This window comes from Marivirga arenosa (assembly GCF_030503895.2).
Classification (GTDB): Bacteria; Bacteroidota; Bacteroidia; order Cytophagales; family Cyclobacteriaceae; genus Marivirga; species Marivirga arenosa.
In genome coordinates this window covers 178997-203827 of record NZ_CP129970.2, presented here as the reverse complement: position 1 = coordinate 203827, position 24831 = coordinate 178997, and the positions used below count along the sequence as shown (strand labels likewise).

Here is a 24831-nt window from a genome sequence, read left to right as displayed (position 1 = left end):
GGAGAAATTATATTTAAGATTCCTTATCCCATATTTTTTCAGCTTTCTTTCCTATAAACCAAAAGGAAATAGCTATAATTCCGAAAAATAATGCTTTATGGAGTTCATCCCAGAAATACTCAAAATAACGTGTGTAGAGATTGAGAAAGATAAAGGAAACTCCAATGTTTTTTAATGTGGAGTCTTCCTTTTTAATACCAATTAGGATAGCCGCAAAACTTGCTAGAAGAAGGATTAAGCTATACCACCATAAGTAATATTGTCTTATTTCTAACCATTTGTCATAACTATCATAATTTCCGAATATGGTTAAAAACCATAATGAAATGAAGAATACTAATAATGCACTCCAATAAGTGGGTTCAATAAAAATTTTCAACCTGTTAGATCTTTTAATTAAAGGACTTACTGCAAATAAAATTAATCCTAGAATTGTAAATCGCATGGGGAAATTCATCCCTATAAATCGGTATTCACTTTTGCCTAGATCATGAGTAATAGCACCATAGGCTATCAAAAAGGAAATAATTCCAAAAATCCACAATAACTCCTGTTTTCTGAATGAAGCGATTATAAAATACAAGATTGAAAGTAAGAGAATTATAATACCTGGATTTTCTTCTAAATTAAATACATAGGAAGTTAAGCCAGCAGCTATTGCTAAAAATATAGCACCAAAAAAGGAAAAGATGTACCGGCTATATTTTTTGTTTTTAACCTTGTCATTGAACTTTGTATCAAGCCAAAAGAATACAATACTTATTAGGAAGAAACTGATTGACTTGGTTGAATAAGAAGTTTCAATTAAAGAATCAATTAGTTGTAATAAAGCGTTGTCAGCAAAAATGCTTATTACGGCTATTAATAGGCTAACAATTGCAAAGAGAAAAGAATAATAAGCTAGATATTGCCAATTAAATGACTTTTTATCAAGGCTTTGCTTTAGCTCCTTTTCTTTTTCTTCTGATATTTTCCCTTCAGTTTTCCAGTAATTTAATACCTTATCAACTGTTTCAATGTCTTTTTTATTCAGCTTCATGAATTTCGAAAGATACTAGATTATTTAGAACTTTTATCTTTTTTAGTTCCAGCATATAATTCATATTCTAGCAATCTACATTCTATTTTTGCATTCATAAAAGGGATTCTTCTTTTGGTTCGAAGCCCTATTTTCTTGGCTAAATTTAGGTTTCCAGTAAATATATAGCCTGTTTTTCCTTTACAATCTCTTTTAAAGAAATCACCTATCTGGCTATAAACCTTGGCTAATTCAGCCTCATCACCTAATCTTTCCCCATATTCTGGATTCAGAAAAACCACACCATTATTTTCTGGAATGGTGCTGTCCCTAAAATCTTTCTTTTCAAATTGAATATATTCAGCTACTCCAGCTTCTTCAGCGTTTTGTTTTGCTGCTTGAATGGCTATTCGACTATAGTCCCCTGCAATTATTTCAGATTTTATTGGGATTTCATTCTCTATGGCTTTCTGCTTCATATTATCCCATTCATTTAGGTCAAAATCTTTTAAATAATGGAAGCCGAATTTTTCTCGGTTAAGCCCTGGAGCTTTATTTGCTGCTATACAAGCAGCCTCAATTGCTAGTGTACCAGATCCACACATAGGGTTTACAAATGATTGCTCAGGTCTCCAGTTTGACGCTAAAATAGTGGCTGCAGCTAATGATTCCATCATTGGCGCTTTTCCAGGAATTTTTCGGTATCCATGTTTTGCTATGGTTTCACCTGAAGTGTCTAAGTAAACAGAAACCTGATCTTCTTGCCAGTGCAAGAATACTACCATCTGATTTCTTAATGGACCAGAATCTGGTCTTTTCCCTGTTTTATCTTTCAAACGATCTACAATGGCATCTTTTACCCTAACATTCGCAAATTGTGTATTTAATATTTTCTCATTGTTAACGTATGAGGTAATACATAAGTAACCCTCTTCGTTTAAATAGTCTTCCCATTTTACTTGATAAAGTTGTTGGTATAATTTATCAGGATTATTGGCCTTAAATGATTTGATCAGAAATAAAACTTTATTTGCCGTTCTTAAATGAAGATTAAGATACATACAATCGTTTTTTGTGCCTTCTAATGCAACATCCAACGGACCTTCATGAGATATTTTGTAACCATGAGATTCTATTTCTTTCCTAAGGATAGGAGCTATATATGGGGGGCAGGGGAGTACAATTTTACTTTTTTCCATTAGGCAAAGTTAAAACAAATTCATGACCCATTTCCATTCGATTTTGAATTCCTTTATATTCGCAATCCAATTTGAATAATAAGATTATGAAGCAGTGGTTTTTGTGTAAGGTGAAATACCAAAAAGAAGATGAAAATGGTAGGTTGAAGTCAGTAACTGAGCCTTATTTGGTGGATGCGGTTTCTTTTACAGAGGCTGAAACTCGTATTTACGAAGAGATGGGCGAGAGAGTAAGAGGCGAATTCATGATTACGGGTATTAGCAAAAGTAAAATAGTAGATGTTTTTCACTATGAAGATGCTGACATCTGGCATAAATGTAAAGTGGTATATTATGTTGCAGAAGAAAGTGGAAAGGAAAAGAAAATTACCAATCAAATGATTGTGACTGCTAAGAATGTGAAAGAGGCTTACGATAGAATTTATTTAAGCTTGAATAATATGCTAGTTTCTTTTCAGGTTCCTGAAGTAATTGAAAGCCCTATTATAGAAGTATTTAATTATAGTGGTGATATTTCTCCTGAATCATCTGAGCTGGAGGAAGAATTATCTCCTGAAGAAAATGAATAAAAAAATTCCCCAAGGACTATATTTCCTTGGGGGAAACCATTTTATTGAATATTTAAGCCCCAATCATATTCATAAAATGAATAATCATAGTTAGATGGTATTTTCTGATTTCTATATTTATTGATGTAAGCCATTACATTTTCAGCCTTCATTTTAAAATCTCTGTCATACCATTTGAAAATCATGGATATCTCAACCTTATTTTCTTGATTATTAACTTTTATAAAATCAGGATTATTGATGGAGTTTCTGGTTCTTTCATTTAATTGGGCATCTAAATTATCAGCTGTAAATGCAAAATCTGCTAATTCAGGACAACCAATTGCTGCACATGAAAAGGCAAAATGAACTCTAGGATCTCCATAAGGAATAATCACTTTACCTTTTTCAATTTGATCCAGTGTCAGCATTTCTCCTCCAACATTATGCTTCACCTTATCAAAAAAGCCGTTTTTATCTAATGCAGATTTAAGCGGGTAATATTCTGTAATTTGTCTGATTACTATAATGTTATAAGCATTTATGTATAATGCTTTGATTTCATTATCAGATAATGTATTTATATTAATAGTAGCTAATGATTTGTATAGTTGATCAACTTCATCAAAGTTATTTTTCAAATTTTTGTAATCGACTTTACCGTCCATTACATATTTTTTAAGAAATTGATTTGCTTGCTGATTGAAATCTCTAAGCTCTTGTCTGTAAGCCATTAAGCTAATACTCGAAAAAATGATGGCGAAAAAGGTTAAATTTATTTTTTTCATAATTAATTAGTTTTTCATCAACAACGAGAACATTTTAAGTTTGGATTGCTTTTTATTGTCTTCGAAATGACAATTGATTAGTTTTAATAAGCTTAAAATTGAAAATCATCTAACAGAGCCCTAGAAAAAAGCTTATGCGTAATATTGTAATAATTGGAAATGGTATTTCGGGTATCACAGCCGCAAGGCATATTAGAAAAAAAAGTGATGATGCTATTACCATCATTTCCGCAGAGACCGATCATTTTTTCTCTAGAACAGCTTTGATGTATATTTTTATGGGGCACATGAAGTATGAGCATACAAAGCCTTATGAAGACTCCTTCTGGAAGAAAAATAAGCTCGATTTATTAAAGGATAAAGTTGAATCCATTGATTTCAAAACTAAGGAACTATACCTAAAGCAGTCTGATAATATAAAATATGATGTTTTGATTTTAGCCTTAGGTTCTAAGCCTAATAAATTTGGATGGCCCGGGCAAGATTTAGATGCGGTTCAAGGGTTATATTCTTATCAAGATTTAGAATCAATGGAAAAGTGGTCTGAGTCAACTCAAAAAGCAGCAATTGTAGGTGGAGGCCTTATCGGTATAGAAATGGGGGAGATGCTCCATACGCGTGATATAGAAGTAACATTTATAGTTAGAGAATCTAGTTTTTGGAATAATGTTTTACCTCCTGAGGAATCGGATATGATAAATCGCCATATTCAAAAACATGGATTTAAGTTACTTTTAGAGTCTGAAATTTCTGAAATACTAGATGATGGCAATGGACGTGCAACTGCGGTTAAGCTTCAAAATGGAGAAGAGATTGAGGCTCAATTTGTTGGGTTAACGGTTGGTGTTTCTCCAAATGTTGATTTCTTAAGAAAATCTGATTTAAAGGTAGAAAAAGGAATTATTGTAAACGAATTCTTTGAAACCAATCAAGATCAAGTTTATGCCATAGGTGATTGTGCCCAGTTTGAAAATGCCCCTGCAGAAGATAGAAGGCCAATTGAACAAGTATGGTATACAGGACGTATGCATGGTGAAACTGTGGCTAGGACTATCACAGGAACTAAAACTTCCTACAAACCAGGGGTGTGGTTTAATTCAGCTAAATTCCTAGATATTGAATATCAAACCTATGGACAAGTGCCAAATTTTCCTGATGATGAAAATGAAGTGCATTTTTATTGGGAGCATCCAAATGGAGAAAAATCTATTCGCTTAGTTTTTGATAAAGATAGTAAATTCCTAAAAGGGGTGAATGTGATGGGGATTCGTTTTCGTCATGAAATATGCGATAAGATGATCAAAGAAAAGTGGGAGATGAAAAAAGTATTTCAAAATCTAAAGTCAGCTAATTTTGATCCCGAATTTTTCAAGACCTATGAAAATGAATTGATTGAAATGTACAATAACAGATATCCTGAAGAGGCTGTGAAAGTAAAAAGAAATAAAATATTAGGATTATTTTAATATATCATGAAGAGCTTGAAAATTACACATAAAGTAGGTTTAATAGTATTTACAATTGGTTTTTTTACTTTCTTAAGTTTATTCTTCTTAAGTAAATTCCAGCTTGATCAATCATTATTAAAGCAAGAGTTAGGAGAATCAAACTATGAAATTGTCGAAAGCTTTAATTTAGATATTTATCAAAAAGAATATCAAAGTCAATTTTCATTTGTAAATGATGTTAAATCAATATTTGATAATTTTAATCAAAAAATTCAATCAGATTATCAGATCAATAAATCTCTGGCTGAGGAGATTGTAAACCGCAATGAAGGAAATACATTTGATGAATCAACCATAGCATCATCTTTTGAGAAGAATGATAGTGAAGTTACCCAATGGCAGCTAAAGCAATTTCAGGATTATACTTCATGGATGAGTGGAAGAGAATTTGATTCAAAAACTGAAATGAAATCTCAATTGGAGAAAGTAATTAGTGATGTAAATAATTCTATTATTTCTCAGAAAGGATTCAGTAATAATAATGTTAAAAATACAGTTTTCAGTATTGTAAAGCAGTCTCATTCAGGTATTATAGCTCAAAACCCATTATTATGGCTGCTATTATCTATTGGAATTCCAATTTTAGGAGCTTTATTGTATTTGCTACCTCGGTTAAGAACAGAATCAGCAGGAATTAAAAATGACGGTATTTTTCACAGCTCTTTAAAAAACAGAGGGTGGATTGGTATTTTGCTAGGCTCATTTTTAATCGCATTCTATATATTCTTATACTGGTTTCCAGAATATATGACAAGCTGGATAATCATAGTAGATCCTGTAAGTGAATTATTAAGCGGGAATCCTGCTAGTCAATGGTTTATGTATGGATTCTTATATACCCTAGCCATATTGGTAATGGGTATTAGAATGATATTAAAATACAGACATAGCCCGTATCAAATGGTTAGAACAGTTTCAGTCATGTTCTTTCAATTAGCCTTTGCTTTCGTAATACCTGAAATTTTGGTTCGCCTGAATCAACCTTATATGGATTTGAAAAATATGTGGCCACTGGATTATGATTTCTTTTTTGACTACCAGCTAAATGAGAAAATAGAGGCGGGTACTATCGGTATTTTTATGCTAGGTTGGGGAATAGCCTTGTTTGTTATTGGCGTACCTGTATTTACTTATTTGTATGGGAAAAGATGGTATTGTAGCTGGGTTTGTGGCTGTGGTGGACTTGCTGAGACTTTGGGAGATCCTTATAGACAATTATCGGATAAATCTTTAGGGGCATGGAAAATTGAGCGTTGGATGGTTCACAGTGTCTTGGTTTTTGCTGTATTGATGACTGCAGCAGTGCTTTACACGTATTTTTCAGGTAATTCAAATGTCCTAGGAATTAGCAGTTATCAAATAAGAGCTGTTTATGGCTTTGGGGTTGGTTCAGTATTTTCTGGTGTTATTGGTACTGGCTTTTATCCTTTAATGGGAAACCGAGTTTGGTGCCGTTTTGGTTGTCCATTAGCCGCCTATTTAGGAATAGTTCAACGTTTCAAATCTAGATTTAGAATTACGACTAATGGCGGGCAATGTATCTCATGTGGTAACTGTTCTACCTATTGTGAAATGGGTATTGATGTAAGATGGTATGCGCAGCGCGGTCAAAATGTTGTGCGTGCAAGCTGTGTGGGTTGTGGTGTATGTTCATCTGTATGCCCAAGAGGAGTGTTAAATCTTGAAAATAGAGATGAAGATGGAAGATTTAACCAGCCGTCACTAATTGGAAATGATAGTTTTGATAAGTAATTACTCCATCAAGCCTTTTATGAAATCAGTCACTAAATAAGAGAGTAATTTACCGGTTTGAGGGTCTTCTAGTCCGTTGTCTAATTTTGCTGCTGCTTCACAGATATGGAAGTAACTTGGCTTTAATTGGTAAGCAGTATTGTATGCATATTTACGTGCTTCCAATGCACTAAAACCAGTTGGTGTCATGGCCGAACTTAAAACATTTTCAACACTATCCATATCAAGTTCAATACCCGCTATTCCTTTTGTGTTTTCTATAAAATGATGTAAAGCTTTATCGAAACTTATTTTATTTCTAAGATAAATATCTTCATAGAAATACCATTGAATATCTTTTTGCTTGCTCATTTCTTCAAGCATTGTCTGACTATTATAATTTTCATGCAGACCTAATATATGATAAGGTCCAAGGAATCCCTCATGCCTAACACTGCTGAAAGGATTACCACTGTGTCTTCCTTCCAATTTCCTGAAATCAGCATGTGCATCCATATTAATGACAGAAACTGGAGAATTTTTAGCTTGGCTTACTCCTTTAATTATTGGATACGCATTGGCATGACTTCCGCCAATAATTATCAATCTTTTTCCGGCTAGACTGATTTTTTCAATTAGCGGACTTATGGAATCATCTATCAAACTAACTTTTTCTCTATAGTCTTCTGTTGACTCACATTCTTGAAAGATTTCCTGAAATTGGAAGCTTCCTAAAATATGAATAGGATCTCCGTTTAGTCTATCAGTATTTTGAACATTGAGGAAAGCATTTAAAAAGGCATTCCAAGCAGTGTGTGTCCCTGATTTTCCTAAATTACCTTTTACACCTATTGATTCTTCTATTCCTATAATTACGTATCTTGCAGTACTATTTTCAAAGTCTGAACCATAGCTAATTTTTTCTCCAATCTTAATTTCACCCTCTCTTTTATGGGTTAATGTAAAGAGTGTTTCCTTATCTAGGTATTTAAAATTTGCTATATCCATGAGCCGTTAATCATTACTTTGTCAATACTTTGAGAACCAAAAGCATAAGGTAAATAAGCTAATGAGGGAATTTCTTTAGTGAGAACTAGATTAGCTCTTTTTCCACGGGTAATTGATCCTACTTCTTTTTCTGATTCCATAGCAAATGCTCCATTGAGGGTTGCGGCATTAATTGCTTCTTCTGGAGTCATTTTCATTTGAATACATGATAATGCAATCAATAAAGGGATGTTTCCACTAGGAGAGGAGCCAGGGTTATAATCTGTCGCTAATGCAACAGCAGCACCTGCATTAATTAATTCTCTTGCAGGAGGATATTGCATTCTTAAGAAAAATGCGGCAGAAGGAAGTAGGGTTGAAATAATATCATGAGACCCTAGTAGCTCAATTTCTTCTTTACCTAATGTTTCCAAGTGATCGACTGAAAGCGCATTAGTTTTAATCCCTAACTGAACACCACCGCTATTATTTAGCTGGTTAGCATGAATTTTTCCTTTTAAACCATATTTTGCACCTGCATTTAATACCTTTTCGCTCATTTCCTGATCGAAGAATCCTGTTTCGCAAAAAACATCTATATAGTCCGCTAGATTTTCTTCTGCTACAGCTGGGAGCATTTCTTCAGTAACGATTTTAAGATATGCTTCTTTATTCTCTTTGTACTCAACTGGGAAGGCATGTGCCCCTAAAAAGGTAGATTTAATAGGTATATCAACACTTTCTTTTATCCTTTTTACTACTCGAAGCATTTTCAATTCAGCCTCTACCGTTAAGCCATACCCACTTTTGATTTCTAAAGCTCCAGTTCCTAAATGCATTACTTCCATGACTCTTTTCATGGCTTGCTCGTATAATTCATCTTCAGAAGTCTTAGCTAATTTCTTAGCTGAATTTAAAATTCCACCCCCTTTCGCGGCAATTTCAGCATAACTAAGGCCTTTAATTTTATCAACAAACTCTGACTCTCTACTTCCTGCAAAAACAATATGAGTATGAGAGTCGCAGAATGCTGGTAAAATAGATTGACCTTTTACATCATATATTTCATCATTGGAGTCAACAGTTAAAGAATCCATATCCCCATAAGCTGAGATTTTGCCATCTTTTATTTTAAGATAAGCATTTTCAATAGAAGGAAGAGTACTTAGCTCATTACCTCTTAATAACTTATTTTCTTCTCTAATTCCAAAAAGTGACTTTATGTTGGTTAGGATCATGATTAAAAAGTGGTTTGCAGGGTGAAGGGTGATGGATGTTTGAAGAATTTTAGTCTTTGATTTTTAAACATTCTCATTACCCTGAGTTGATTAATGTGTATTATTTAATTTTTGAACGATAACTTATCATCATATTCATTAAAAGGTAAGCTTGATCATAGTTATTTTTAAAACATTTACTGTCAATGTATTGTCTTTTTTCTGCTTTATATAGGCAAGTCACAACCTCTGCTAATGACCTGATTGAGTATCCTAAAAATTTTTTGTTTTCAGGTAAAGATTGAAGTATTGATCCTTCTGCAATATTTAAAGCAATTGAATCAACGGCTCTTCTGATTTGCGATGTTAAATTATAATTTTCAGTTTTAGGGAACGCTTCAGAAATTTTATAAATTTCCTCAGCAAAATCCATTGACATTTGCCAGATTCTAAGCTTTTCAAATTTAAAACTCATAATTGTAAGCTTGGTTGATTCATTCAATCTAAATAAATCTACTCAAGCTTACAAATGTATTATCCAACATCCATCATCCAACACCCATCAAAACTCAGCGTTATCAGGTGTTCTTGGAAATGGAATTACATCTCTAATATTTCCCATTCCTGTCACAAAAAGCATAAGCCTTTCAAAACCTAGTCCAAATCCGCTATGAGGAGCGGTACCGAATTTACGAGTATCTAAATACCACCAAAGTTCTTCTTCTGGGATATTCATCTCTTTCATTCTTTGAGTTAGCTTTTCTAGTCTTTCCTCTCTTTGAGATCCGCCTACAATTTCACCAATGCCAGGAAACAAAATATCCATTGCACCTACAGTTTTGTCATCATCATTCTGACGCATATAGAATGCTTTGATATCCTTAGGGTAGTCAAATAGTATGACTGGTTTTTTGAAATGTTTCTCAACTAAGAAACGTTCATGCTCAGATTGCAAATCAGCGCCCCATCCTTCAATAATGTAGTTGAATTTTTTCTTTTTATTTGGCTTACTGTTTCTAAGAATTTCAATAGCATCAGTATAGCTAACTTTCTCAAAATCATTATTTAAGATAAATTCTAGTCTTTCAATTAAGCCCATTTCTTGCCTTTCATTCTGAGGCTTTTGCTTGTCTTCATCATCAGCTCTTTTAGCAAGGAAAGCTAAATCATCTTTACAATTATCTAAAGCATATTTCACCACATACTTTAACATTTCTTCGGCTAAAGCCATATTGTCTTTTAAGTCATAGAAGGCCATTTCAGGCTCTACCATCCAAAACTCAGCTAAGTGGCGGGTGGTATTAGAGTTTTCGGCTCTGAAGGTTGGGCCAAAAGTATAAATTTCGCCTAATGCCATTGCACTCAATTCACCTTCTAGCTGACCAGAAACGGTTAGGTTTGTTTCCTTACCAAAGAAATCTTGTTTGTAATCAACTTTCCCGTCATCAGTCATAGGGATTTTGTCCAAATCAAAATTGGTTACGTGAAATGTTTCACCCGCACCTTCAGCATCATTTGCTGTTATGATTGGAGTATGAAGATTATAGAATCCTTTTTTATGGAAAAATTCATGTATCGCAAAAGCTAAAGAATGACGAATTCTAAAAATAGCGCTAAAAGTGCTACTACGCATTCTTAAATGAGCCTTTTCTCTCATAAACTCCATTGAATGCTTTTTGGGCTGTAGTGGATACTTTTCAGGATCAGCCTTGCCTAATACTTCGATAGTCTCAGCAAGTATTTCAACTGACTGGCCAGCTCCTTGAGAAGCTACTACTTTTCCTACTACATTTAAAGCGGCTCCTGTCGTAATATCTTTAATGATATCTTCAGAGATAACCTCTGGGTCGGCAACAATCTGAATATTATTGATAGTAGAACCATCATTTAGCGCAATAAAAAAAACAGGCTTTCCACCTCTTTTTGTTCTTACCCATCCTTTCACATTTGCTTGTTGCTCAGTAGCTTCACTAGCTAATAGTTCTTTGATTTTAATTCTTGCCGGAACAGTCATAAAATAATTACGTTTATTTTTTGTAAATTTTAGTCTGCCAAAATTCGATATTATTGGCTTTTTATCAAAGATTTCAAGAATTTAAAATAAATTTGGGTAAAGAAAATTGGCACAATTTTTAGTTTAATCCTTTTATGCAAAAATTAGTACTCACACAATCTTTAGGACAACGTTTGTCTCCTCAGCAAATTCAGTTTATAAAACTGTTGCAAGTGCCTACTGCTGAGTTGGATACGAGAATAGAAGAAGAATTAGAAATAAATCCAGCCTTAGAAGAAGGAAAAGAAGAGCCAGAAGAGGATAATTTTGAAGAAGATTATGAGGAGGATACTACTGATGATTTTGACATAGAAGATTATCTTCATGATGACGAAGCGGGCTACAAAATGCAGGGTGATGGCAATAATCAGGAAGAGGAAAAGGAAATGCCCATTGCAATGGGTACTACTCTAAATGATCAATTGATGACCCAATTGGGCTTTTTAGGGCTTGATGAACACCAATATAAAATAGGGAAGCAGCTAATCGGTAGCATAGAAAGTGATGGTTATATCCGTAGAGATATAAGTGCAATTGTTAATGATTTAGCATTTTCACAAAATGTAAATACTGATGAAGATGAAGTTGAAAGTGTATTAGCCAAAATTCAAGAATTTGATCCTGCAGGGATTGCTTGTAGAAATTTACAGGAATGCTTACTTCTGCAGTTAGAAAGAAAAATTGACCAATCTGAAACCGTTCAGTTAGCCCATCAAATCATAGATGAATGTTTTGAAGAATTCTCAAAAAAGCATTATGAAAAAATAGTGAAGAAGCTAAATGTTGAGGATGAGGAACTTTTCAAAGAGGCTATTGATACCATTAAAAGATTAAATCCAAAACCTGGTGGATCAGGATCAAGTGCCGTAAGAACACAGTATTTAATGCCTGATTTTATATTGACCAATCAAAATGGTGAATTAGTTATTACATTAAATTCTAGAAATGCACCTGATTTACGGGTAAGCCCTTCATATTCTGAAATGCTAAAAGCCTATGATAAAGGAGATAAAAAGGATAAAAAACTGAAGGAAACTGTTGGTTTCGTAAAGCAAAAATTAGATGCAGCTAAATGGTTTATTGATGCCATTAAACAACGTCAATTCACTTTGTTGAATACTATGCAGGCCATATTAGAATATCAATATGAATTCTTTAAAGAAGGTGATGAAAGTAAACTTCGCCCTATGATTTTGAAGGATATTGCTGAAAAAATTGATATGGATATTTCCACTGTTTCCAGAGTAGCTAATAGTAAATCGGTGCAGACTGAATTTGGTATATATCCATTAAAATTCTTCTTCTCTGAAGGTATAGCTACAGAATCTGGTGAGGATGTTAGTTCAAGAGAAGTGAAAAATACATTGAAAGAATTTATAGATAAAGAGGATAAAAGTAAGCCACTTTCTGATGATAAATTAGAAAAACTATTAAAAGGTAAAGGTTATAAAATTGCCAGAAGAACCGTAGCTAAATATAGAGAACAGTTAAATATTCCAGTAGCACGTTTAAGAAAAGAATTATAGTGAATAGGTTCTGGGCGCATTTCATATCAATTGTTTTTCAACCCTTACTCATTCCGAGTTATATATTTTTGGGCTTAATATTTTTATTGCCTTATGCCTTAAATATGTCTGATGAAATTGCCTGGAGGTTTATTTCTATGGTTTTTATGACCACCTTTTTAATTCCCTTGATGGGGATTTTATTGTTAAAGTTTACCCGAAATATTAGTAATTTGAATATGGAAGATAAGAAAGAACGTATCTTTCCATTTCTATTTAATGCTATATTCTATGGTGCTACCACCTATCTTTTTTGGGAGAAATTTCGATTTCCAAACTTGGTGACCGCCATACTTTTATCTATAACGCTAAGTATTGTAATTTTAACTGTTATCACCATATGGTGGAAAATTAGTGCACATGCTATTGCGATAGCAGGTGCTACTGGGATTTATTTGGCTTTATTATTACAATCTGAACCTTCTAATTTTTATTATGCTGTTGCAGCTTGCTTTTTGTTGTGCGGTTTGGTTGGAAGTGCGCGATTACAATTGGCAGCTCATGATTCTAAACAAGTCTGGTATGGTCTCCTGATTGGCTTTTTTGTAAATTTTCTCACAATTTTGATTCTAAATTAAACAGATATAAATAATGTACGAGTTTTTAAAATATGAACTTAATGATGGTGTTTGTACCATCACATTCAATAGACCAGATTTTTATAATGCTTTTAATGATGGAATTAGTTATGAATTTCAAAAAGCATTAAAAGAGGCTGGTAAAGACGATGAGGTAAGAGTAGTGGTTATTACCGGTGAAGGGAAAGCATTTTGTTCAGGACAAGATTTGAAATCAGCTCGTGATGAAGATGATAGAATGTTTTATAACTCATTAGAAAAGAGATATAACCCTATCATCAGAGCAATGAGAAAACTTCCTAAGCCTATCATTGCTAGATTAAATGGAGTAGCCGCAGGAGCTGGTTGTTCTTTGGCGCTAGCTTCAGATATGATTATAGCTGCTGAATCATCTAAAATGATCGAAGTATTCATTAACATTGGTTTAGTACCTGATTCAGGATCTTCTTTCTTCTTGCCAAATTTGGTAGGATATCAAAAAGCGTTTGAATTATGTGCTATGGGTACAAAAGTTAGTGCGCAAGAGGCTTATGAACTAGGTATTGTCAATAAGGTGGTAAAAGATGATGAGTTAGATGAAGCAGTGAAGTCTTACACTGATTATTTTGCAAAAGCACCTACAAAATCAATAGGGATGATTAAAAAGATGTTAAATAAGGCAGCTACTTCATCATTGGATGAAATGTTAGAGTATGAAAAATATTCGCAACAAATAGCGGGTACTTCAGAAGACTATAAAGAAGGTAAGCAGGCCTTTTTAGATAAAAGAAAACCAGAATTCAAAGGGAAGTAAATAATCTAGAAGAAAGCTTTTGTATTAAATCATTTTTAGATAGTGAAATTATTTTCTAAAAATGATTTAATTGGAAATTAAAGAATCTGATAAAATTTCAATATTCTTGATTATACTATTTATCGTTGCAGTGTCACCATAATTTAAGCTGATAGGCAAAGAATACACAAAATCTTTATCTCTTTGAATATCATCTATATCTACGTCAGTTTCACATTCTACAAGCTTAGCGTATACAGCATTAGTATACGCTAAGCTTGTTGTTATTTCTTTTTCTTCCAATAGTAAGTTTAAAATAACTGATGAGTCCGTATTGGTTATAATCGTGTCATGTTCTATTCCGATAATATCATTAAAAGACAGGCTCCAATCTAAATTATAAGCATATAAAAATTTTCTTGGACTCTGTGTGGTAATATTACAATCGGAGATTTTAGTAAAAAAATTAAAATAGCTTGAATCGTTTATTTCAAAATAACTTTCAATATTTACTTTACCATTTATTTTTGCTAATCCGTTTAAATCTCTTAGAATATCCCAATTTCTCGAATAAACACCTTCTATTTTAAAATTAGTTTCTTTAAAAAAAATGATGGCTTCTTTTTGTTTTAGATTTACTTCTTCCTCAACATCATCCATTTTTTGTGATGGAGCTGGTTCGTTTTTTTCGCATGCTAAAAAAAGTATACTAAATGCTACAATAAGAGTTAGTTTTACATTCAAATATTTGGTATTTTATCATTAAAATAAGTATAAATAAAAAATCCACTCAAAAATAACTTAAGTGGATTTTCTTTAATATTTGTGACCTTGCCAGGATTCAAACCTGGAACCTCTTGAGCCGTAATCAAGTGCTCTATTCAGTTGAGCTACAAGGCCATTTAAAAATTATTTTATTGTTCAAAATTAGATTGAGCAATAAGCTTTCATTCGCTACGTTTGCTAATGAGTTTGCAAAGGTAAATAATAATTTCTTATAAGAAAAAGGATTTATTTATTTATCCTCTGCATAAAACGCTATCTTTGTCGTTCGAAAGTAAAATTCAAAAAAATACTAATGAAAAAACTATTCGTAATTGCGATCATATTATTCACTACAGTAATAAGTATGCATGCACAAAACATGCAAGAAAAAAATACATTTGGACCAAGGCCTAATTTAAAAGGAGATCTTACCTTATCCTTTGGTTTAAATATGTTATACAATAATGATGTTGAAGCATTAAATCTCCGCACTTTTGGAAATAATGATTTTAAAATTGGATATATGTATCCGATTCAAATTTCTAATTCCAATTTCAGCTTTAATGCAGGGATTAACTTATCATTTGATAAATATGCATTTGACGGGGATTCCACTACTTTAGCCATAGTGTCAGGGAGTGATGAACTAAGAAACGTACGTTTACAAAGTATTGGGACTGATATTGTAGGTGAAAATAGTATAGTTGAGAAGTCTAAGTTTGAGACTAATTATGTGAACATTCCGATTGAATTTAGATACTATTTGAATAAAGATAAGGTGGATAATGGTGGGTTTTTCGTTGCCGCAGGAGGTAGTATAGGGTATTTAATTAATGGTAAAACAAAGATAGTATACAACCAAAACGAGCAGACAAAAAAAATTAAGCGAAAAGAAAATTTCGAGTTAAATCAATTTCGTTATGGTGCTCATATAAAAGTTGGAATTTCTGGTTTTGGTGCCTATTTCCAATATGATTTCTCAGAACTTTTTAATCCTGGAAGAGGGCCATTAAATAATGCTGAAGAACCTATTGCAACACAGGCAACTCCATTCAGATTTGGTTTAAGTTTCAATTTATTTTAAGACGAGAAAAAAATTATTTTATGTAAAGCCCGATTTATCGGGCTTTTTATTTCCACATGATCTCTGTCAGCCATCTATCTTGTGCCACAATTGTAGAATATTTTATATCTGCTTCTTTCTCAATAATTAAAAATTTCTGTTCTGATTCTATCGAAACAGTAAGTTCTTCCTTCACATTTTTATCAGAGCTTTTATGATATATCACAATTTCTTTAATTCCATCAGGAATTTGAATGGTATAATCATTTTCTGAAACTTCTACCTTAATCAATTTAGAACTAAGATTGTATAAACCTTTTTTTAATAGGGTTTTATGTATCTTCTTACCATTAGGGACCCCATACCCCAAATAGTTATTAGGTACTTCATTTAAATGAGCACTATTCTTGATGATTTCCATAACTTCGTAATTGCTTAAAGTTGAATCGTATTCCCAAATACATGCAGCCAAACCCGTTATGACAGGAGCTGAAAATGATGTTCCATTAGCAGCAAAACAAGCTACATCAGGTTTAACATATTCTAGCTTTTCAGGGCCAACAGATGAGTAATATATTCTAGACCAATCATCAAAACGAGTAGCTCCAACTGTTAAAACATCTTTTGCATCAGATGGCAAGGATATGATTTTCCATTTATTATGACCGTCATTACCTGCTGCACTAACAATCAACATTCCTTTTTCTGCAGCCATCTGAGCGGTTTTCGTTATCATACTACTTTTACCATTCACTTCATTTACGGAATGATTTTCCTTTCTTTTATCATAGCCATCTGTATAGCCAAGAGAGGAATTCACCAGTTTGATATCCATTTCGTGAAATAATTCAATTGCTTCAATCCAATAATCTTCTTCTAATCTTCTTTCTCGTATTCCATGATCAGTTCGTGCAAGATAAATACTCGCATTTTTAGCCATTCCGTATCGAATGATGGTATTATCATTTGAGCCGGCAATCATTTTTAAAACTTGCGTTCCATGGTCATCTTGTGCTAAACGTTTACCGTAAAATGGATTATTATTTCCAGCTAAAAGAAAATCTTTAAAAAACTTTATTTGGTCGTTTTCAACTAAATGAAGGAGGGATGGTTCTTTATCTGCATCCATAAAACCACCATCTATAATTCCAATATTAACGCCTTTGCCGCTAAGTTTCATACTGTCCATAAGATAATGAGCTTGGATTTGTTCCAAGGCATAAGACAACTCACTACTATTAGTAGATATGAGAGAGGTGGGTACCAATTCTATTTGTGATGTGATGGAATTAATCCATTCATAATCAGATAATTCGGTGGCAATTTCATGGGTAGTCTCGATGCTAATAACAGGATGCCATTTAGACTCATAGTGAAAACTAATATCTTCCTGATATTTATTTTTTAACTCAGCTTTTAAGTTTTCTAATTCTATTTCCGGAACATCTTTTAATCTAGCGTTATATTCTAACCAATATTTCTGTTGTGAGAAAATTTCAATTGAAAACAGAAATAAAGGGATTAATAGGAAGATATTCTTGAAAAAAGCCTGTTTAAGCATGTTGATTGAGATAATAAACTGTAAATTTGAAATTTACGAAGCATAAACGATTAATTTCAATAAAAAGCAATTTTATGAGATACAAAACTTTAGACTCGTCTCTTTATATCAAAAACCGCAAGAACTTCATGAAGCAAATGCCAGCACGTTCATTAGCTGTATTCAATGCTAATGATGTGATGCCCTTAAATGCTGATGGTACTATGACCTTCTGGCAAAATAGTGATTTGTTTTATTTGAGCGGAATTGATCAGGAAGAAACTAAATTGGTTTTATTCCCTGATTTTGATAATGATAGCTGGAGAGAGATATTGTTTGTTACCGAAACCAATGAGCATATTGCGGTTTGGGAAGGACATAAATACACCAAAGAAGAAGCTACTGCTGCCTCTGGAATCCAAACCGTAATGTGGCTTTCACAATTCGAGACTGTTTTTAATACGTTAATGGCGGAAGCTGAGCAAGTTTTTATCAATACGAATGAACATATAAGAAATGCTTCTCCAGTGGAAACTCGTGATATGCGTTTTATCAAGTGGTGTCAGGAAAGATACCCTGCTCATCAATACAGAAAGGCAGCTCCAATATTATACGATCTAAGAGCTATTAAAGATCCACTCGAGATAACTCAGATGGAACGTGCTTGCAAAATTACGGAGGATGCGTTTAGAAGATCCTTGAAATTTGTAAAGCCTGGAGTGAAAGAATATGAAGTGGAAGCGGAAGTTTTACATGAGTTTGTAAGGCAAGGATCAAAAGGCTTTGCTTATACGCCAATAGTTGCTTCTGGAGCTAATGCTTGTGTATTACACTATATTGAAAATAAAGATGTTTGCAAAGATGGAGAGCTATTATTAATGGATGTAGGAGCCGAATATGGTAATTATAATGCAGATATGACAAGAGCTATTCCTGTAAATGGCAGATATACGCAAAGACAAAAAGATGTTTATAATGCTGTCTTGAGGGTAATGAAGGAGTGCTATAAGATTCTAAGACCGGGTAATAGAATTCCAGAGTATCATAAAGAAGTCGGGAAATTAATGGAGAGCGAATTATTGGGACTTGGTCTGTTGGATAAAACTGATATTAAGAACCAGGATCCAAATAATCCTGCTTACAAGAAATACTTCATGCATGGAACTTCACACCATATTGGTTTAGATGTACATGATGTAGCAAATATCTATAGAGAATTTGAACCTGGAATGGTATTCACGATTGAGCCAGGTATATACATACAAAATGAAGGATTAGGTATTCGTTTGGAAAATGATGTAGTGATTACTAAAGATGGTCATCATGATATGATGGCAAACATTCCAATTGAAATTGAGGAGATAGAAGAAATCATGAATAGTTAATAAATAGGAAAGCGATGATTGAAAGATCATCGCTTTTTTATTGCTTCAATTATTTTAATTTATTCAAATACAGCCACGGCTCTAACAGGAGAACCTGTTCCGCCCCTAATCTTTAAAGGGAAAGCAATAAAACGAAATCTTCCTCTACCAATTAATTGGTGAAGATTGACCATATTCTCATAATGTGTAAATCCTAACTCTCCGCAGATTTGATGTACCTCTTTATTAGAGACTTTTCTTACTCCAGGCGCCATAGTTTCAACTCCAAAAGCAGAGATTTTTTGTTCACCTAACCATCTTGCACAATCCGAAGATATACCGGGTCCAAAAGGCCAGTCGGATGTATTAAAATATTTTCTGTAATGGTCTGTATAAATAAGTACGGTGTCTTTTTCCTTTATTTCAATTTTATCCTTGGTGCAAGCTGCTTTGAAATCTTCAATCTCTATTAGTTCATTAAGGTTTTTGTGGGAAAAATCCAGACAAATGCCTTCTGTGTAAAATATGGATAAAGGCATGATGTCAATGGATTGGCCTTCATATTCTTGTCCCATATGATTAATAGCATCTACATGAGTGCCGGTATGTTCACCTAATTCTAGTTTATGAACTGCAGGGGTTCTTTTCTCAGGGTTTTTAATACCAGCCCATTCTTCATGAGAATTATGAATTTCCATTTTTACCTGTGGTAAATCCTTAAATACAGGCATTCCTTCGTATATTTCTTGACTTAAGTCAATGATTTCTGGCATTTCCAAATATATGATTAATAAGATATTCATTCATCAGCTAAAATGAAAAAAATGAAAAAATTCATCCTACTGTTTTTACTACCACTAAATCTAATGGCAATTGACCCAGATCCAAAATATATACTCACGCCAGATTCAATTGGCTGGGAGTATGAACAATTAGTGCTTAATACCCCAGATGGCAATGATTTAAATACTTGGATTTATGCTCCTAATGCTGAAAATGAAAAAGATGAAGTTTTGATTCTTGCTTATCCGGATGCTGGCAATATGTCCTATTTTGTTTATCATGCTTCTGTATTGGCTAATTTAGGATATACAGTGATTACATTTGATTACAGAGGATTCGGGAAAAGCTCAGATTTTGAAATAAAGTCTGATCATTTATTTCAAACCGAATTTTCAATTGATCTAAAAACTGTTGTTCAGTTTGCTGCTAATAGGTTTGAAAATAAAAATATTGGCATTTGGGCTTGGTCAATGGGCACCATGGTCACTACCTATTCATGGCCAAGTATTAAAGATACAGTAGATTTCTTAATTTTTGATGCTTTTGTTATGAATCCCGAAAATTCATATTGAAAGATTGAAATCTTTAAAAGGGAAGCAAACTTATTCTCCGATAGATGATCAAACCTACCTTGATAGAAGAAATAAAATTGCTATTCCTATCTTACTTTTTGCCGGTAAAAATGATGATCTAACTACAGCAGAAGACGCTAGAAAATATGCCGCTAAATTTGGTAAAGATGCTATAATCTCCTTATATGATGGAGGCCATCTGATGGGGTTTCAGCACAATATTAAAGAAATGGGGTTTGGGGGCTGGTATTTTGATCGTATTCGGAGGTTCTTGGAAAATTTAAACTGAAAACTATTTATTAAATACTAAGAACCTTTTTAGATTATATCCGAATAGAAAATATGATTTGGCTAAAAGATGTAATAAAAGACCTGAAAGAAATTGAGACTATTACCACAGAAGAGTTTCAAAACTTAAGCGAGGAAGAGTTGATATGGAAACCTGCACCAGATAAATGGTCGATAGCGGAATGTTTACAACATATCATAATCGCAAATACAATTTACAATAAGGATATAAATAAGCGACTTCAAACGGCTGAAGTAAAAACAATAGAGTATCCTATTAAATTTTCAATAACAGGTAAGCTCTTTTTATATGCAGTGGATCCTAAATACAAATGGAAAGTGCCTGCCCCAAAAATCTTTAAGCCGATAAAAGACAATAAAGTATTAAATGGAACTGAAACCGTTAAATATTTTCTAAAATTGCAAGAAGAGATAATTGAAACGGCTAAAAAAGGCTGTGCTTATGATCATCAGCACGTCCACACTTATAGTCCTTTGAGTAAATTGCTTAAATTTAATGTTGGTGAGCAATTGTATATTATGATGCGCCATACAAAAAGACATATCAATCAAGCACTTAATGTTAAAACAAAACTTCATAAAACAGTAGCATAATGGATGATAGTATTAGAAATTCTGACCGAGCACCATTACCAGTAGGCTTATATCCCCATGCTCGAAAAGTGGGTAACTTATTATTTCTTTCAGGTGTAGGGCCTAGAAAGAAAGATAGTAAGGATATTCCTGGTGTTGAATTAAACGAGCAGGGTGAAATTGTATCCTATGATATTGAAAAGCAATGTCGGTCTGTATTCGAAAATGTGCGCATGATATTGGAAGACTGCGGAAGTAGTTGGGAAGCTTTGGTGGATGTTCAGGTTTTTCTAACCAATATGAAAGATGATTTTAAAACTTTCAATAAAGTATATGCAGAATATTTTAAGGATATTCAACCATGCAGAACTACTATAGAAATTAATGCATTACCAACACCCATAGCCATTGAATTAAAATGCGTGGCTGAGTTATAATTAGGTTTCTTGAGGTAGATTTATTCTTTCATAGAAATTATGAATCCATAGAATTAATACTCCGAAGGTTATAGCAGATACAATCAGTATATTATTCATGACACCTTCAGTACTAAATGATATTTTAATCAGCATTGTTGAAATTACAAAACCAGAATTCCTAATAACCGACCTAAAGCTGGAGGTGTGAGTATAGGATATCAACAGTAATAATACATCACTTAAAATTAGAATGGTGAAAAATTCATCAAAGAAGATTTTATTGATGTCCTTTATTGAGCTAACATCATGATTGGCAGAAACTAACACATCATAAAAGTAGTCACCAAAGCTATACACAGCTAAACCGAATAAAATGGGGATTAATATTACTGCAAACCTTTTTTTAGTTTGAATGAATTTTTGTGTTTGCTCTAGCTCAACAGACTTACTTTTCTGTAAGCTCGTTCTTTTTCCATTTAGATTGTAAAAAATAAATATTAATGCAAAAATGATTAAGGTTGCGGCTATATCATAAGTGAATTGTAAATCTTCTTTATTGCTGAACCAGCTGACATCTAAATCTAGTTGAGCCAAATCTTTAAATAATCTCCTGATTAATACTAATAAGATAATTTCATATTGCTTTCCAATATATATGGTTATGGATTTTGGTAAAAAATAAACCAATAAATAGACCTCATAGATCAAAATAAATGAGAAAGGAGTATAGATAGATGCGATTGGGTTTTCCAATAGATTATTGGAGTATGGCGCATTAAATAATTCTAATTTTGTTAAAATAATAAGTGATAGGTGAGTAAAGAAACCGAAAATAGCAATGATGATAATAACTTTTTCGGTGCGCTCTTTCATCTTTTCTGATAAAAGCCTGCTATATAATTTAGTCCAGAAGGTATTGGAGATAATCTTCATTTTTCAATATAAAATGTAAATCATTCTGGGCGTGTAACTGAAGTTGCACTCTAATTCTCTCAAAATGCTAGCAATTCTCCGTCCATGTAAAAATATGAATTAATTTATATTTATATAAACTAAAGAGTTATCACTCTGTTTATTATGTGTATCTACATTTAAATTATAAAATGAAGTATATAAAATTTATAACTATAATAATCTTAATTACAACAACATTTCAATCTTTTGCAGAGAGTCCTTACGTATCAGGACAAGTTACAGACTCTGAGTCAAATGAAGTCATACCGTTTGCTCAAGTAGCATTTTATGAAGGGGATTCTAATTCCCCAGTAACAGGAGCCACTACCAATGCAGCCGGTAAATTCAGAATAAATATAAAAGCAGGTACCTACAGAATGGTAGTTTCATTTGTTGGCTATCAAGATTATAAAAGAAGAGTTACTGTTGGCAATGCTGGTGTTGATATTGGAACTATAAGACTTTCGGTAGAGGAAGAGATAATGGATGAGGTTGTTGTAAAAGGAAATGAAGTAAAAAGACCTGTTCTCACAACAATGGAGGGGATGGAGATAAAACCAGATCAGACTATAGCTAATATTGGAGGCTCATTATTAGATATATTAAGAAATACCCCATCCGTAAATGTTACGGATGATGGATCTGTAACATTAAGAGGTAGTGGAAGTACTAATGTATTAATTGATGGTCGAAATTCGGCTTTAGCTTCTGATCTAGAACAGATTCCAGCTAGTGCTATAGAATCAGTAGAAATCATAAATAATCCAAATGCAAAGTATGATGCCTCTGCTGATGGTGGTGTAATCAACATAAAACTGAAAAAGGGAAAAGATTTAGGAACTACAGCCAGAGCTGAATTAACCATGGGGACACGCATGAGAACCAATGCTAATGTTAATTTATCTCGAAGAACAACAAATTATGCCGTATACGGTGGATACAGTTTTAGGCAATGGCCAAGAGTTGGAAGTAGATTTACTGAAAGAGTAAGTACGTTTAATGATCAAAATGAATTGTTCAGACAAGAACAAGACAGTAGGAATGAGGATACGGAACATACCGTTAATTATGGTGCAGATTACTTTTGGGGACAAAATAAGATAAGCTTAGAAGGGGTATTCAATACTGAAGCTGAAAATGATTTTCAATCAAGTAGATCATTTGTTCAGAATTTAGATACAGAGGAGTTTTTAACTTCTTATGTTAGAGATAATACTGAAACTGAGCAGAACTATACGTATGACAATGCAATTGTTTATGAAAGAGATTTTAAGGATAAAGAAAAGTCATTAAGAGCTTCAGCTAGTATTTCAATTAGAGATCAGCTTGAAAATCAAAATATAGATATTTACAATAATACTTTATCAGTAGAGGGGAGCCCAAATCGTACTGAAGGTAGTGAAACAGATGAATTTAGAAATACTTCAGTTATCCAGCTAGATTATGCAACACCTGCTTTTGGTGGATTAGTTGAAACGGGCTACAAATCAATTTTCAGAAGATTTGATAATGATTATTTGTATGGATTAAAAAATCCCTCAACTGGAGAAATAAATTCATACGATAGTATTAGTAACCGATTTGTATATCAAGATCAAATTCATGCAGCCTATGCTATTTTCTCTGATAGTCTATCTAATTTCAATTATGCCTTAGGTTTAAGAGCTGAGCAAACTATTTTAGAAAATGAATTATCAAATGTTAATACTTCTCTAGTGGCTGCAGAAGATTTAGTAAATAGCCAACGCTATTTGAATTTTTTTCCAAGTGTTCAAATGTCTTATCAATTGAATGAGGGGAATATTGTGAAGGCTACCTATTCAAGAAGAATAGATAGACCTGGAGGATGGAGATTAAATCCTTTTCCAGATTTTGCTGATTCATTAAATGTAAGGGTAGGGGAGCCTAACTTACAACCTGAGTACATCAATTCATTTGAATTGGGGCATATGTACCAGAATGGTATTATTACTTTAACTTCTAATGCTTTTTACAGAAGAATTAATGGTCAGGTGGATTGGATTGTGCGAGTGGAAGACGGAATTTCTTATAGAGGCCCTCAAAATTTAAATACTGCAGATTTATATGGTTTTGAATTCATCAATACTACACAGCTAACTAATTGGTGGAATTTAAATGCTAGTTACTCTATTTTCGAATCTCGAATTGATGGTACAAATCTAGACGATAGTTTTACCAACAGAGGATTATCATGGTATGCTAAAGTTACAACTGATATTAGTTTACCATTAGATATTAATTTACAGTTTACAGGAAATTATTTTGCTCCTGAGATTGAAGCTCAAGGGAGAGACTTAGCCCGATATTACATAGATGGTAGTTTACAAAGATATTTCTTTGATAAGCAATTAACCTTAAGCGCTAGTTTCAGAGATTTGTTTGATACTCGTAACTTCAGAGGAGAGAATTTTGGTCCTGGATTTGAGCAAAGATTTGAAAGGAAGAGAGAAACTCAAATCATTTTAATCACTGCATCTTATAATTTTAAAACCGAATAAGTCTGA

24 protein-coding genes and 1 tRNA gene are annotated in these 24831 nt (G+C 33.1%); 13 read left to right on the top strand and 12 right to left on the bottom strand.

The window, feature by feature from the left end:
• Positions 1-13: 13 nt before the first annotated feature.
• Together QYS48_RS00835 and QYS48_RS00830 are read right to left on the bottom strand one after the other, a co-directional pair.
• A complete protein-coding gene (locus QYS48_RS00835) occupies positions 14-1039 on the bottom strand; it encodes a hypothetical protein (RefSeq protein ID WP_308357127.1) in 1026 nt (341 codons plus the stop codon).
• 20 nt (positions 1040-1059) lie between these two features.
• Positions 1060-2217, bottom strand: coding sequence for a class I SAM-dependent RNA methyltransferase (locus QYS48_RS00830; protein ID WP_308357126.1), 1158 nt, complete (start codon positions 2215-2217; stop codon positions 1060-1062).
• Between the two features lie 86 nt (positions 2218-2303).
• Between QYS48_RS00830 and QYS48_RS00825 the strand changes: the two genes are divergently transcribed.
• A complete protein-coding gene (locus QYS48_RS00825) occupies positions 2304-2786 on the top strand; it encodes a DUF4494 domain-containing protein (protein ID WP_308357125.1) in 483 nt (160 codons plus the stop codon).
• A gap of 41 nt (positions 2787-2827) precedes the next feature.
• On the opposite strand, the gene QYS48_RS00820 is transcribed toward QYS48_RS00825, so the two are convergent.
• The gene (locus QYS48_RS00820) at positions 2828-3553 is read right to left on the bottom strand and encodes a DUF547 domain-containing protein (RefSeq protein WP_308357124.1); all 726 of its coding nucleotides are present in this window, start codon (positions 3551-3553) and stop codon (positions 2828-2830) included.
• A 134-nt stretch (positions 3554-3687) separates the two neighbouring features.
• Between QYS48_RS00820 and QYS48_RS00815 the strand changes: the two genes are divergently transcribed.
• Together QYS48_RS00815 and QYS48_RS00810 are read left to right on the top strand one after the other, a co-directional pair.
• Positions 3688-5019: an FAD-dependent oxidoreductase gene (locus tag QYS48_RS00815; RefSeq protein WP_308357123.1), complete on the top strand. Its 1332-nt coding sequence runs from the start codon at positions 3688-3690 to the stop codon at positions 5017-5019.
• A 6-nt stretch (positions 5020-5025) separates the two neighbouring features.
• The gene (locus tag QYS48_RS00810) at positions 5026-6813 is read left to right on the top strand and encodes a 4Fe-4S dicluster domain-containing protein (protein ID WP_308357122.1); all 1788 of its coding nucleotides are present in this window, start codon (positions 5026-5028) and stop codon (positions 6811-6813) included.
• Here QYS48_RS00810 and QYS48_RS00805 read toward each other — a convergent pair whose 3' ends face one another.
• From QYS48_RS00805 to asnS, 4 genes are all read right to left on the bottom strand, one after another.
• Positions 6814-7800 carry a formimidoylglutamase gene (locus QYS48_RS00805; RefSeq protein WP_308357121.1) on the bottom strand — a complete coding sequence of 329 codons (987 nt, stop codon included), beginning with the start codon at positions 7798-7800 and terminating at the stop codon, positions 6814-6816.
• Positions 7791-9017, bottom strand: coding sequence for an imidazolonepropionase (gene hutI / locus QYS48_RS00800; protein ID WP_308357120.1), 1227 nt, complete (start codon positions 9015-9017; stop codon positions 7791-7793). Before hutI ends, QYS48_RS00805 begins: the two co-directional genes overlap by 10 nt.
• Before the next feature lie 100 nt (positions 9018-9117).
• Entirely contained in the window at positions 9118-9471 is a 354-nt protein-coding gene (locus tag QYS48_RS00795) for a four helix bundle protein (RefSeq protein ID WP_308357119.1), read from the bottom strand.
• Positions 9472-9558: 87 nt separating this feature from the next.
• Positions 9559-11010, bottom strand: coding sequence for an asparagine--tRNA ligase (asnS, locus tag QYS48_RS00790; RefSeq protein ID WP_308357117.1), 1452 nt, complete (start codon positions 11008-11010; stop codon positions 9559-9561).
• A 134-nt stretch (positions 11011-11144) separates the two neighbouring features.
• Between asnS and rpoN the strand changes: the two genes are divergently transcribed.
• From rpoN to QYS48_RS00775, 3 genes are all read left to right on the top strand, one after another.
• On the top strand, positions 11145-12575 hold the full coding sequence (gene rpoN / locus QYS48_RS00785) for an RNA polymerase factor sigma-54 (RefSeq protein ID WP_308357116.1): 1431 nt from the start codon (positions 11145-11147) through the stop codon (positions 12573-12575).
• 68 nt (positions 12576-12643) lie between these two features.
• The gene (locus QYS48_RS00780; RefSeq protein WP_308357115.1) at positions 12644-13192 is read left to right on the top strand and encodes a PA-phosphatase; all 549 of its coding nucleotides are present in this window, start codon (positions 12644-12646) and stop codon (positions 13190-13192) included.
• Positions 13193-13205: 13 nt separating this feature from the next.
• Entirely contained in the window at positions 13206-13985 is a 780-nt protein-coding gene (locus tag QYS48_RS00775) for an enoyl-CoA hydratase/isomerase family protein (RefSeq protein WP_302099848.1), read from the top strand.
• A gap of 66 nt (positions 13986-14051) precedes the next feature.
• Here the strand turns inward: QYS48_RS00775 and QYS48_RS00770 are convergent, their stop codons facing one another.
• On the bottom strand, positions 14052-14708 hold the full coding sequence (locus QYS48_RS00770; protein ID WP_302099849.1) for a hypothetical protein: 657 nt from the start codon (positions 14706-14708) through the stop codon (positions 14052-14054).
• An 82-nt stretch (positions 14709-14790) separates the two neighbouring features.
• Positions 14791-14864 (bottom strand) — tRNA-Arg (locus QYS48_RS00765).
• Between the two features lie 178 nt (positions 14865-15042).
• Here QYS48_RS00765 and QYS48_RS00760 point away from each other — a divergent pair.
• Positions 15043-15813, top strand: coding sequence for an outer membrane beta-barrel protein (locus tag QYS48_RS00760; protein ID WP_308357114.1), 771 nt, complete (start codon positions 15043-15045; stop codon positions 15811-15813).
• Between the two features lie 46 nt (positions 15814-15859).
• On the opposite strand, the gene QYS48_RS00755 is transcribed toward QYS48_RS00760, so the two are convergent.
• Positions 15860-17353 (bottom strand): S8 family serine peptidase, encoded by a 1494-nt coding sequence (locus QYS48_RS00755; protein ID WP_308357113.1) that lies wholly within the window; start codon positions 17351-17353, stop codon positions 15860-15862.
• Between the two features lie 74 nt (positions 17354-17427).
• Between QYS48_RS00755 and QYS48_RS00750 the strand changes: the two genes are divergently transcribed.
• A complete protein-coding gene (locus tag QYS48_RS00750; protein WP_308357112.1) occupies positions 17428-18717 on the top strand; it encodes an aminopeptidase P family protein in 1290 nt (429 codons plus the stop codon).
• Between the two features lie 59 nt (positions 18718-18776).
• On the opposite strand, the gene QYS48_RS00745 is transcribed toward QYS48_RS00750, so the two are convergent.
• Positions 18777-19499, bottom strand: coding sequence for a cyclase family protein (locus QYS48_RS00745; RefSeq protein WP_308357111.1), 723 nt, complete (start codon positions 19497-19499; stop codon positions 18777-18779).
• Positions 19500-19520: 21 nt separating this feature from the next.
• Between QYS48_RS00745 and QYS48_RS00740 the strand changes: the two genes are divergently transcribed.
• Genes QYS48_RS00740 through QYS48_RS00725 form a run of 4 tightly spaced genes read left to right on the top strand, consistent with a single transcriptional unit; the run spans position 19521 to position 21370 of the window.
• Complete coding sequence (locus QYS48_RS00740) at positions 19521-20051, top strand: alpha/beta fold hydrolase (protein WP_308357110.1); 531 nt, start codon at positions 19521-19523, stop codon at positions 20049-20051.
• 4 nt (positions 20052-20055) lie between these two features.
• Positions 20056-20340, top strand: coding sequence for a hypothetical protein (locus QYS48_RS00735; protein WP_308357109.1), 285 nt, complete (start codon positions 20056-20058; stop codon positions 20338-20340).
• 53 nt (positions 20341-20393) lie between these two features.
• Positions 20394-20954 (top strand): DinB family protein, encoded by a 561-nt coding sequence (locus QYS48_RS00730; RefSeq protein WP_308357108.1) that lies wholly within the window; start codon positions 20394-20396, stop codon positions 20952-20954.
• Complete coding sequence (locus tag QYS48_RS00725) at positions 20954-21370, top strand: RidA family protein (RefSeq protein WP_308357107.1); 417 nt, start codon at positions 20954-20956, stop codon at positions 21368-21370. Before QYS48_RS00730 ends, QYS48_RS00725 begins: the two co-directional genes overlap by 1 nt.
• On the opposite strand, the gene QYS48_RS00720 is transcribed toward QYS48_RS00725, so the two are convergent.
• Entirely contained in the window at positions 21371-22285 is a 915-nt protein-coding gene (locus tag QYS48_RS00720) for a hypothetical protein (RefSeq protein ID WP_308357106.1), read from the bottom strand. It abuts the gene before it with no gap.
• 170 nt (positions 22286-22455) lie between these two features.
• Between QYS48_RS00720 and QYS48_RS00715 the strand changes: the two genes are divergently transcribed.
• The gene (locus QYS48_RS00715) at positions 22456-24825 is read left to right on the top strand and encodes a TonB-dependent receptor (RefSeq protein ID WP_308357105.1); all 2370 of its coding nucleotides are present in this window, start codon (positions 22456-22458) and stop codon (positions 24823-24825) included.
• Positions 24826-24831: the final 6 nt, after the last annotated feature.

Excerpts from the sequence above, each read along its gene's own strand:
- QYS48_RS00715 (WP_308357105.1), top strand. The coding sequence starts at position 22,456 with ATGAAGTATATAAAATTTATAACTATAATAATCTTAATTACAACAACA.
- hutI (WP_308357120.1), bottom strand. The coding sequence starts at position 9,017 with ATGATCCTAACCAACATAAAGTCACTTTTTGGAATTAGAGAAGAAAAT.
- QYS48_RS00805 (WP_308357121.1), bottom strand. The coding sequence starts at position 7,800 with ATGGATATAGCAAATTTTAAATACCTAGATAAGGAAACACTCTTTACA.
- QYS48_RS00775 (WP_302099848.1), top strand. The coding sequence starts at position 13,206 with ATGTACGAGTTTTTAAAATATGAACTTAATGATGGTGTTTGTACCATC.
- QYS48_RS00835 (WP_308357127.1), bottom strand. The coding sequence starts at position 1,039 with ATGAAGCTGAATAAAAAAGACATTGAAACAGTTGATAAGGTATTAAAT.
- asnS (WP_308357117.1), bottom strand. The coding sequence starts at position 11,010 with ATGACTGTTCCGGCAAGAATTAAAATCAAAGAACTATTAGCTAGTGAA.
- QYS48_RS00740 (WP_308357110.1), top strand. The coding sequence starts at position 19,521 with ATGAAAAAATTCATCCTACTGTTTTTACTACCACTAAATCTAATGGCA.
- QYS48_RS00795 (WP_308357119.1), bottom strand. The coding sequence starts at position 9,471 with ATGAGTTTTAAATTTGAAAAGCTTAGAATCTGGCAAATGTCAATGGAT.
- QYS48_RS00825 (WP_308357125.1), top strand. The coding sequence starts at position 2,304 with ATGAAGCAGTGGTTTTTGTGTAAGGTGAAATACCAAAAAGAAGATGAA.
- QYS48_RS00755 (WP_308357113.1), bottom strand. The coding sequence starts at position 17,353 with ATGCTTAAACAGGCTTTTTTCAAGAATATCTTCCTATTAATCCCTTTA.
- QYS48_RS00820 (WP_308357124.1), bottom strand. The coding sequence starts at position 3,553 with ATGAAAAAAATAAATTTAACCTTTTTCGCCATCATTTTTTCGAGTATT.
- QYS48_RS00745 (WP_308357111.1), bottom strand. The coding sequence starts at position 19,499 with ATGAATATCTTATTAATCATATATTTGGAAATGCCAGAAATCATTGAC.
- QYS48_RS00750 (WP_308357112.1), top strand. The coding sequence starts at position 17,428 with ATGAGATACAAAACTTTAGACTCGTCTCTTTATATCAAAAACCGCAAG.
- QYS48_RS00760 (WP_308357114.1), top strand. The coding sequence starts at position 15,043 with ATGAAAAAACTATTCGTAATTGCGATCATATTATTCACTACAGTAATA.
- QYS48_RS00730 (WP_308357108.1), top strand. The coding sequence starts at position 20,394 with ATGATTTGGCTAAAAGATGTAATAAAAGACCTGAAAGAAATTGAGACT.
- QYS48_RS00725 (WP_308357107.1), top strand. The coding sequence starts at position 20,954 with ATGGATGATAGTATTAGAAATTCTGACCGAGCACCATTACCAGTAGGC.
- QYS48_RS00815 (WP_308357123.1), top strand. The coding sequence starts at position 3,688 with ATGCGTAATATTGTAATAATTGGAAATGGTATTTCGGGTATCACAGCC.
- QYS48_RS00830 (WP_308357126.1), bottom strand. The coding sequence starts at position 2,217 with ATGGAAAAAAGTAAAATTGTACTCCCCTGCCCCCCATATATAGCTCCT.
- QYS48_RS00810 (WP_308357122.1), top strand. The coding sequence starts at position 5,026 with ATGAAGAGCTTGAAAATTACACATAAAGTAGGTTTAATAGTATTTACA.
- QYS48_RS00720 (WP_308357106.1), bottom strand. The coding sequence starts at position 22,285 with ATGAAGATTATCTCCAATACCTTCTGGACTAAATTATATAGCAGGCTT.
- rpoN (WP_308357116.1), top strand. The coding sequence starts at position 11,145 with ATGCAAAAATTAGTACTCACACAATCTTTAGGACAACGTTTGTCTCCT.